Consider the following 5788-nt stretch of genomic DNA (forward strand, 5'->3'; position numbering starts at 1 on the left):
ATGCAGGCGGACCAGGAACTGGCCTGCGATGCCGCCGTGCTGGCGGCCCGGCCCGGCGCGCTGGCCGACTACACGCGAGCCCTGCTCGCCGCCCACGATCTCACGCCCCACGGCGCGCCGCTGGCCAGCCGCTGGGGCAGCTCCCACCCTCTCGTCGAAAGGATCGCGATGCTGCACCGCCCCCTACCCCTGAACCGCCGCCGCGCGCTGCTGCTCGCAGCCGGCGTGGCCGCCGTCTCCACTCTGGCCTATGCGGCGGAAAGCCCACCTCTCGCAGCCGGCGCCGGCTTCATCGAGCTGCAGCTGAAGGTGGAGCGCAGCCAGGGTGGCGACAAGTCGACCGTCGAGGCACGCGTCATCGGCCGCGACGGCGAGCGTGTGATGCTGCGGCTCGAAGCCATGGCCGGCGACGAGCCAGGTTGGGTGAAGGAGCCGCTATCGATCACGCTGTGGCCGAAGAAGGCCGGCGACTCGGCGCTCATCAAGACGCACATCAGCCACGGCGAGCCGGGCGTGGAACTCGGCCACCCCAGCGTGATGTCGGCCTGGGGTCAGAAGGCCCGCATCGAGATGACCCGCGCCGGCTCGGACGAAAAGTTCGCACTGGAGCTGACCCCCACGGCCTTGCCCGCCAACTTCCAGCCGCCGAAAAACACATTCTGAGCGAGGAGGCCGCTACAGTGCCGCCTCCCCGAATCCGCCTCCCCGAATCCGCCCCCCTGCAATGAGCCTCGCCGACCTCCGCGCGGCGCTGAACGCCGAGCTTTCGGCCACGCCCGAGTACTACGACTTCAAGGTGCTGCACAGCGAGCGCGACGGCGTGCTGTGGCGGGTGACGCTGGAGCCGGGCTATGTGTTCGCCGAGGGCCAGCGGCCGGGTGTGGCCTCGGCGCAGGCGCTGCTGGACGACAGCCTGGACGGCGCCTCTGCGTGGTGGGGCGCGCCGAGCAAAGGCGGCGCCAGCGTGCTGGCCGTGCTGGCCGAGGACGACCAGCTCGTGCTGCAGAACGCCAGCGGCCCGCCGCCGCCGGCCGGGCACCTGCTCCGCCTCTACCCGACGCGCTTCCTGAACGCCGTGGCCGATGCGTGGTGGGACACGCCCTGGGCCGAACAGGCGCTKGCCTGCCTGCCCGACCTGTCGAACCCACAACCTCTGCACGGCGGCACGGCATTGACCGGCGAGCCCTTCCGCTGGCTGCGCCCGGCGCAACGCGCAGCGCTAGCGCTGGCGGGCCACAGCAGCGGTTTCCTGTGGGGGCCACCGGGCACGGGCAAAACGACGACGCTGGGCGTGCTGCTGGCTGAGTACCTGGACCGCCACCCGCACGCTCGCGTGCTGCTGCTGTCCACCACCAACCAGGCCGTGGACCAGGCCACGCTGGCCGTCGACAAGGCCTTGCACAAGGGCCGCCGCGAGCACCTGCGCGCCGAAGTGCAGCGCCTGGGCACACGCTTCAACGCCGCGGCCTACGAAGGCCGCGAGCACCTGATTCCGACGCAGGACCGCGATCTCATCACCCGCCTGGCCCGTACCGAAGGCCAGCGGCCATCAGCCCGTGATTCGCTCGCGCTCAAGGCCTGGGCCGACCGCGTCGCCGCACTGCGCGACGAGCTGCGCGCCGCTTCGCTGAAGGTACTGCAACGCTGCCGCCTGGCCAGCATGACGACGACGCGCGCAGCCTTCACGCTGAAGACGCTGCGCGAGCTGCAGCCCGATGGCGAACCGCCCTTCGACCTGCTGGTGTTCGACGAAGCCAGCCAGGTGAGCCTGGCGCATGCCCTCGTGCTGATGCCGCTGGGCCGCGCCCGGCTGTTTGCGGGTGACCCCCAGCAGCTGTCGCCCGTGCTGCGCAGCGACGACCGCCTGGCCCGGCGCTGGCTGGGCCGCTCGGCGTTTACGGAGATGCCGCGCGGGCCGTCCGTCGCGCTGCTGGACGAACAGTCGCGCATGGCGCCGCCGATCGGCGAGCTGGTCAGCCAGCTGTTCTACGACGGCGCACTGCGCGTGGCAGCAGACGCCGAGGCTTCGGCCCACTGGCAGGCTGCTCGCCAACGCAGTTTGGGCGACATCGGCGCCAACGTGCATGTGCATGTCCACCACCTGAAGACGGATGGCGGCTGGTCGGCCGCGGAGCGCGGGCCGGTGCGGCGCGAATCGGCCGAAGCCATTGCCGAGTTGGTGGAGCGTGCGCTGGCCAGCGGCTCATGGCAGGCCGAGGAGCTGATCGTGCTGACGCCGTTCCGTGCGCAGCGGGCGCTGATCCGCCAGCGGCTGCGTGCGCGCGGCCTGCCGGAGGCGCTGCGGGTCAGCACCGTGCACCGCGCCCAGGGCAGCGAGGCGCCGGTGGTGCTGTTCGACCCCGCGGATGGCGCCCAGCCCTTCCTGCACGGCGACGAGGCACAGCGCCTGCTCAACGTCGCGCTGAGCCGGGCGCAGGCCAAGCTGGTGCTGTTCGTGTCGCCCGCCGATGCGGCCAGCCCGCTGCTGGCGCCGCTGGTGCAGCGGCTGCGCCTGGCCGGCGACACCCGGGACGCCCTGCCTCTGCAGGAACTGGCGCGCGAGCCGGGCTTTCCCGCCAATGCGCTGGGGCGGCGCGTGGCCGCCGGGCGGCAGGTGGGCGAGGTGGCGCGCATCAGCGCCGACGGGCGTCAGTTCTGGCTGATCAACGCACGCACCGGGGYGGAGCAGCTGATCGACGCGGAGTTCTGGCGCCGGCGCGCACAGGGCGCACCGGCGTAGCCCTTCAGACCGCCGCCGTGATGACGATCTCCACCTTCCACTCTGGCCGCGCCAGGCCGGCGATGACGGTGGCGCGCGGCGGCGTGTGGCCGGCCGACACCCAGGCGTCCCAGGCGGCGTTCATGCCGGGGAAGTCGGCGCGGTCAGCCAGGTAGATCTGGGCGCGCAGGATGCGGCTCTTGTCGGTGCCAGCGCGCTCCAGCAGCTTGTCGATGGCGGCCAGCACCTGGGCCGTCTGGCCGGTGGCGTCGGCGCTGGCGTCCTCGGGCACCTGGCCGGCCAGATAGGCGACGCCGTTGTACACGGCCATCTCCGACAGGCGGGCGCCGATGTCGAAACGTTCAACGGGGGTGGAGGCGGTCATGCTTTCTTCCGGTGCTTGGTGGATTTGACGGGATGCGATGCCGGCGCAGCTTTCTCTGCCTTGTGCCCGAGCTTGCTCTCGGTGCCGGCCAGCAATTTCTTGATGTTGGCCGAGTGGCGCCACACCAGCAGCAAGCCCATGATGATCAGGGCCAGCGCGGCCGGGCCGGCTTCCCAAATGAGCAACTGATACATCGGCGCGAAGGCGGCCGACACGATGGCGGCCAGGGACGAATAGCGGCTGAACCAGGCAATGATGAGCCAGGTCGCCAGCGTCGCAACCCCTAGCAGGGGGTTGAGCCCGAAGATGACGCCGGCCGCCGTGGCCACACCCTTGCCGCCCTGGAACCTGAAGAACACCGGCCACAGATGGCCAAGGAAGGCCGTCAGGCCCACCAGCGCCGCCGTGCCCTCGCCAAGGCCGTACCTGGGGCCCCAGATCAGCACGGCCAGCACGGGGAGATAACCCTTGAGCGCATCGAACACCAGCGTCAGGATGGCCGCGGCCTTGTTGCCCGAGCGCAGCACGTTGGTGGCGCCAGGGTTGCCCGAGCCATAGGAGCGCGGGTCCGACAGGCCCATGGCGCGGCTGACGATGACGGCAAAGGACAGCGAGCCGACAAGGTAGCCAACGAGGGCGGCCAGCAGAGGGAGGACGGTTTGCATGGGGCGGCATTGTCGTGCAGCCCGGCCGTGTCAATGCTGCCGGGCCCGCCACCAGACCTGCAGCCGCCGCCCCTGCTCCAGCAGGAACAGGATGAAGCGCCCCACCGGCTTGCGCAGGAACGGCAGGTCCTCCGCCAGCAACAGCAAGCCCAGCGGCAACCATTCGATGCCGATGATGGGCAGAAACCAGAACACCGACGCGGCGATGCACAGCAAGCCAGCCGGGATGCGCACCCACACCCCGMGAGGGCTGTGCAACCAGGCCAGGCAGCGCGCGGCACGCCTGGGCAGCAGGGCCTCCAACTGGGAGTACGCCAGGTCCAGCGTCTCACGGCCGTTCATGGCGGAGGTTCGCGTCGACATCGAAGGCAGTTTCGCGAGCGCCTGCCAGGCATCCGGTAGGACGAGACCGCGAACGCTCAGCGCCTGCCCCGGCCGACCAGCCGCGGCAGCACCGCAAGAACCGCCAGGGCCAGCAGCGCGCTGATCAGCGCCGTCGTCTCCCGGCCCAGGCCACAGGTCACGCCGATCGCTGCCGTCATCCAGATGCCGGCCGCCGTCGTCAGTCCCTGGGTGTCTTCCTCGGTGCGGTGCTTGATGATGGCCCCGGCGCCGAGGAAGCCGATGCCGGTGACGATGCCCTGGATGACCCGGCTCATGTCCGCCACGGACATGCCGCCGAGCTGCGGCACCAGCACGAACAAGGCAGCGCCCATGGCCACCAGCATGTGTGTGCGGATGCCGGCCGCCTTGCCCTTTTGCTCGCGCTCATAACCGAGCACACCACCCAGCAGCGCCGCGAGCAGCAGCCGCGTCGTGAGGCGGGTGACCTGCTCCACATCGGGCGCATCAGAGAACTCGGACTGCAGGGTCTGGAGGACGGTGGCCCACATGGCCGCCTGCCGGGCAAGCCGCGCGCCCGAGCCGGGTCAGTTCGCGCAGGTCACCGGCCGCGCATCCAGCAGCTCGGTCAGGACCTTTGGCTCGATGCCGACGAGATAGCCGCGCCGGCCGCCATTGATGCAGATCTTCGGCAACGCCAGGATCGAAGCCTCGACAAACACCGGCATGGCCTTGCGCACGCCGAATGGCGAGGTGCCACCGACCTGGTAGCCGCTGTGGCGCTGCGCCACTTCGGGCTTGCAGGGCTCGACCTTCTTGCAGGGGATCTGCCGTGCCAGCTCCTTCAGGCTGACCGTGCAGTCGCCATGCATCAACACGATCAGCGGCTCGGCCTTCTCGTCCTGCATGACCAGGGTCTTCACGACGGCGTGCTCCTCGACGCCCAGCTGCTTGGACGACTCGGCCGTGCCGCCGTGCTCGACGTAGTCGTAGACGTGCTCGGTGAAGGCGACGCCGGCACGCTTCAGCGCCTGGGTTGCCGGGGTTTCGCTGACATGGGCGATCTTCTTGCTCATCCCTTCATTCTCGGGGAGGTAAAACTTACTCCATCACAGCAAGCAATTATTGTTTTACAGTAAGTTTTCCGTGTTTGCCCTAGGCCACCATGCCCGACTCCTTTTCTGCCGATGGTTTACGGCGCATCCGCCGCCTGGCCTGGGTGGTGCGGCTGCTCTGCCTGTTCGGCGTCGTGGTCATCGGCACCCTGCCCTTCATCTTCTGGGCCGAGGCCGATTGGGTGGCTRACGTGGCAGCACGCACCTGGAACCTCAGCCGCATACAGCTCGACATGGGCACGCGGCTGTGGGGCCTTGCAGCCTCCATGCTGCCCACGCTGGCAAGCCTGTTCGCGCTGTGGCAGATGTGGTCGCTGTTCGGCTGCTTCGCCCAGGGCGAGTTGCTGGCGCGCCGGCCGGCCCAGCATCTGCGCCGCCTCGGCCTGGGCTTGTGCGCCCTGGCAGCCGCCCAGCCGCTGGGCCAGACGCTGGCCATCCTCGCGCTGACCTGGGGCAACCCCAAGGGCGAGCGCCAGCTGTGGTTCGGCCTGTCGGGTGATCACTATCTCGCCTTGCTCTTCGGCCTGCTGCTGCTGGCCCTGGCCCAAGTGCTGCACGAAGC

General features: G+C 70.0%; 8 protein-coding genes. 3 read left to right on the forward strand and 5 right to left on the reverse strand.

Going from position 1 to position 5788, the window contains the following annotated elements:
• Together AC1DU6_RS17975 and AC1DU6_RS17980 are read left to right on the forward strand one after the other, a co-directional pair.
• Window positions 1-663: M56 family metallopeptidase (locus tag AC1DU6_RS17975; RefSeq protein ID WP_477858680.1), on the forward strand; the 663-nt coding region annotated here is incomplete at its 5' end.
• A 61-nt stretch (window positions 664-724) separates the two neighbouring features.
• Window positions 725-2740: a DEAD/DEAH box helicase gene (locus AC1DU6_RS17980; protein ID WP_477858681.1), complete on the forward strand. Its 2016-nt coding sequence runs from the start codon at window positions 725-727 to the stop codon at window positions 2738-2740.
• 4 nt (window positions 2741-2744) lie between these two features.
• Here the strand turns inward: AC1DU6_RS17980 and AC1DU6_RS17985 are convergent, their stop codons facing one another.
• The 5 genes from AC1DU6_RS17985 to AC1DU6_RS18005 all read right to left on the reverse strand — a co-directional run bounded on the left by AC1DU6_RS17985 (window position 2745) and on the right by AC1DU6_RS18005 (window position 5187).
• Window positions 2745-3104, reverse strand: coding sequence for a RidA family protein (locus AC1DU6_RS17985; RefSeq protein WP_056198641.1), 360 nt, complete (start codon window positions 3102-3104; stop codon window positions 2745-2747).
• Window positions 3101-3769, reverse strand: a complete 669-nt coding sequence (plsY, locus tag AC1DU6_RS17990) for a glycerol-3-phosphate 1-O-acyltransferase PlsY (RefSeq protein WP_457325358.1) — start codon at window positions 3767-3769, stop codon at window positions 3101-3103. Before plsY ends, AC1DU6_RS17985 begins: the two co-directional genes overlap by 4 nt.
• Before the next feature lie 30 nt (window positions 3770-3799).
• Window positions 3800-4111 carry a hypothetical protein gene (locus AC1DU6_RS17995; protein ID WP_477858683.1) on the reverse strand — a complete coding sequence of 104 codons (312 nt, stop codon included), beginning with the start codon at window positions 4109-4111 and terminating at the stop codon, window positions 3800-3802.
• A 77-nt stretch (window positions 4112-4188) separates the two neighbouring features.
• The gene (locus AC1DU6_RS18000; protein ID WP_477858685.1) at window positions 4189-4662 is read right to left on the reverse strand and encodes an MgtC/SapB family protein; all 474 of its coding nucleotides are present in this window, start codon (window positions 4660-4662) and stop codon (window positions 4189-4191) included.
• Between the two features lie 36 nt (window positions 4663-4698).
• Window positions 4699-5187, reverse strand: coding sequence for an aminoacyl-tRNA deacylase (locus AC1DU6_RS18005; protein ID WP_477858687.1), 489 nt, complete (start codon window positions 5185-5187; stop codon window positions 4699-4701).
• A gap of 89 nt (window positions 5188-5276) precedes the next feature.
• On the opposite strand from AC1DU6_RS18005, the gene AC1DU6_RS18010 reads away from it, so the two are divergent.
• The coding region (locus tag AC1DU6_RS18010) for a hypothetical protein (protein WP_477858688.1) at window positions 5277-5788 on the forward strand (512 nt) is incomplete at its 3' end.

Source organism: Roseateles sp. P5_B10 (assembly GCF_056400485.1).

Coding starts and splice junctions, on each gene's coding strand:
- AC1DU6_RS17985 (WP_056198641.1), bottom strand. CDS start 3,104: ATGACCGCCTCCACCCCCGTTGAACGTTTCGACATCGGCGCCCGCCTG.
- plsY (WP_457325358.1), bottom strand. CDS start 3,769: ATGCAAACCGTCCTCCCTCTGCTGGCCGCCCTCGTTGGCTACCTTGTC.
- AC1DU6_RS18000 (WP_477858685.1), bottom strand. CDS start 4,662: ATGTGGGCCACCGTCCTCCAGACCCTGCAGTCCGAGTTCTCTGATGCG.
- AC1DU6_RS18005 (WP_477858687.1), bottom strand. CDS start 5,187: ATGAGCAAGAAGATCGCCCATGTCAGCGAAACCCCGGCAACCCAGGCG.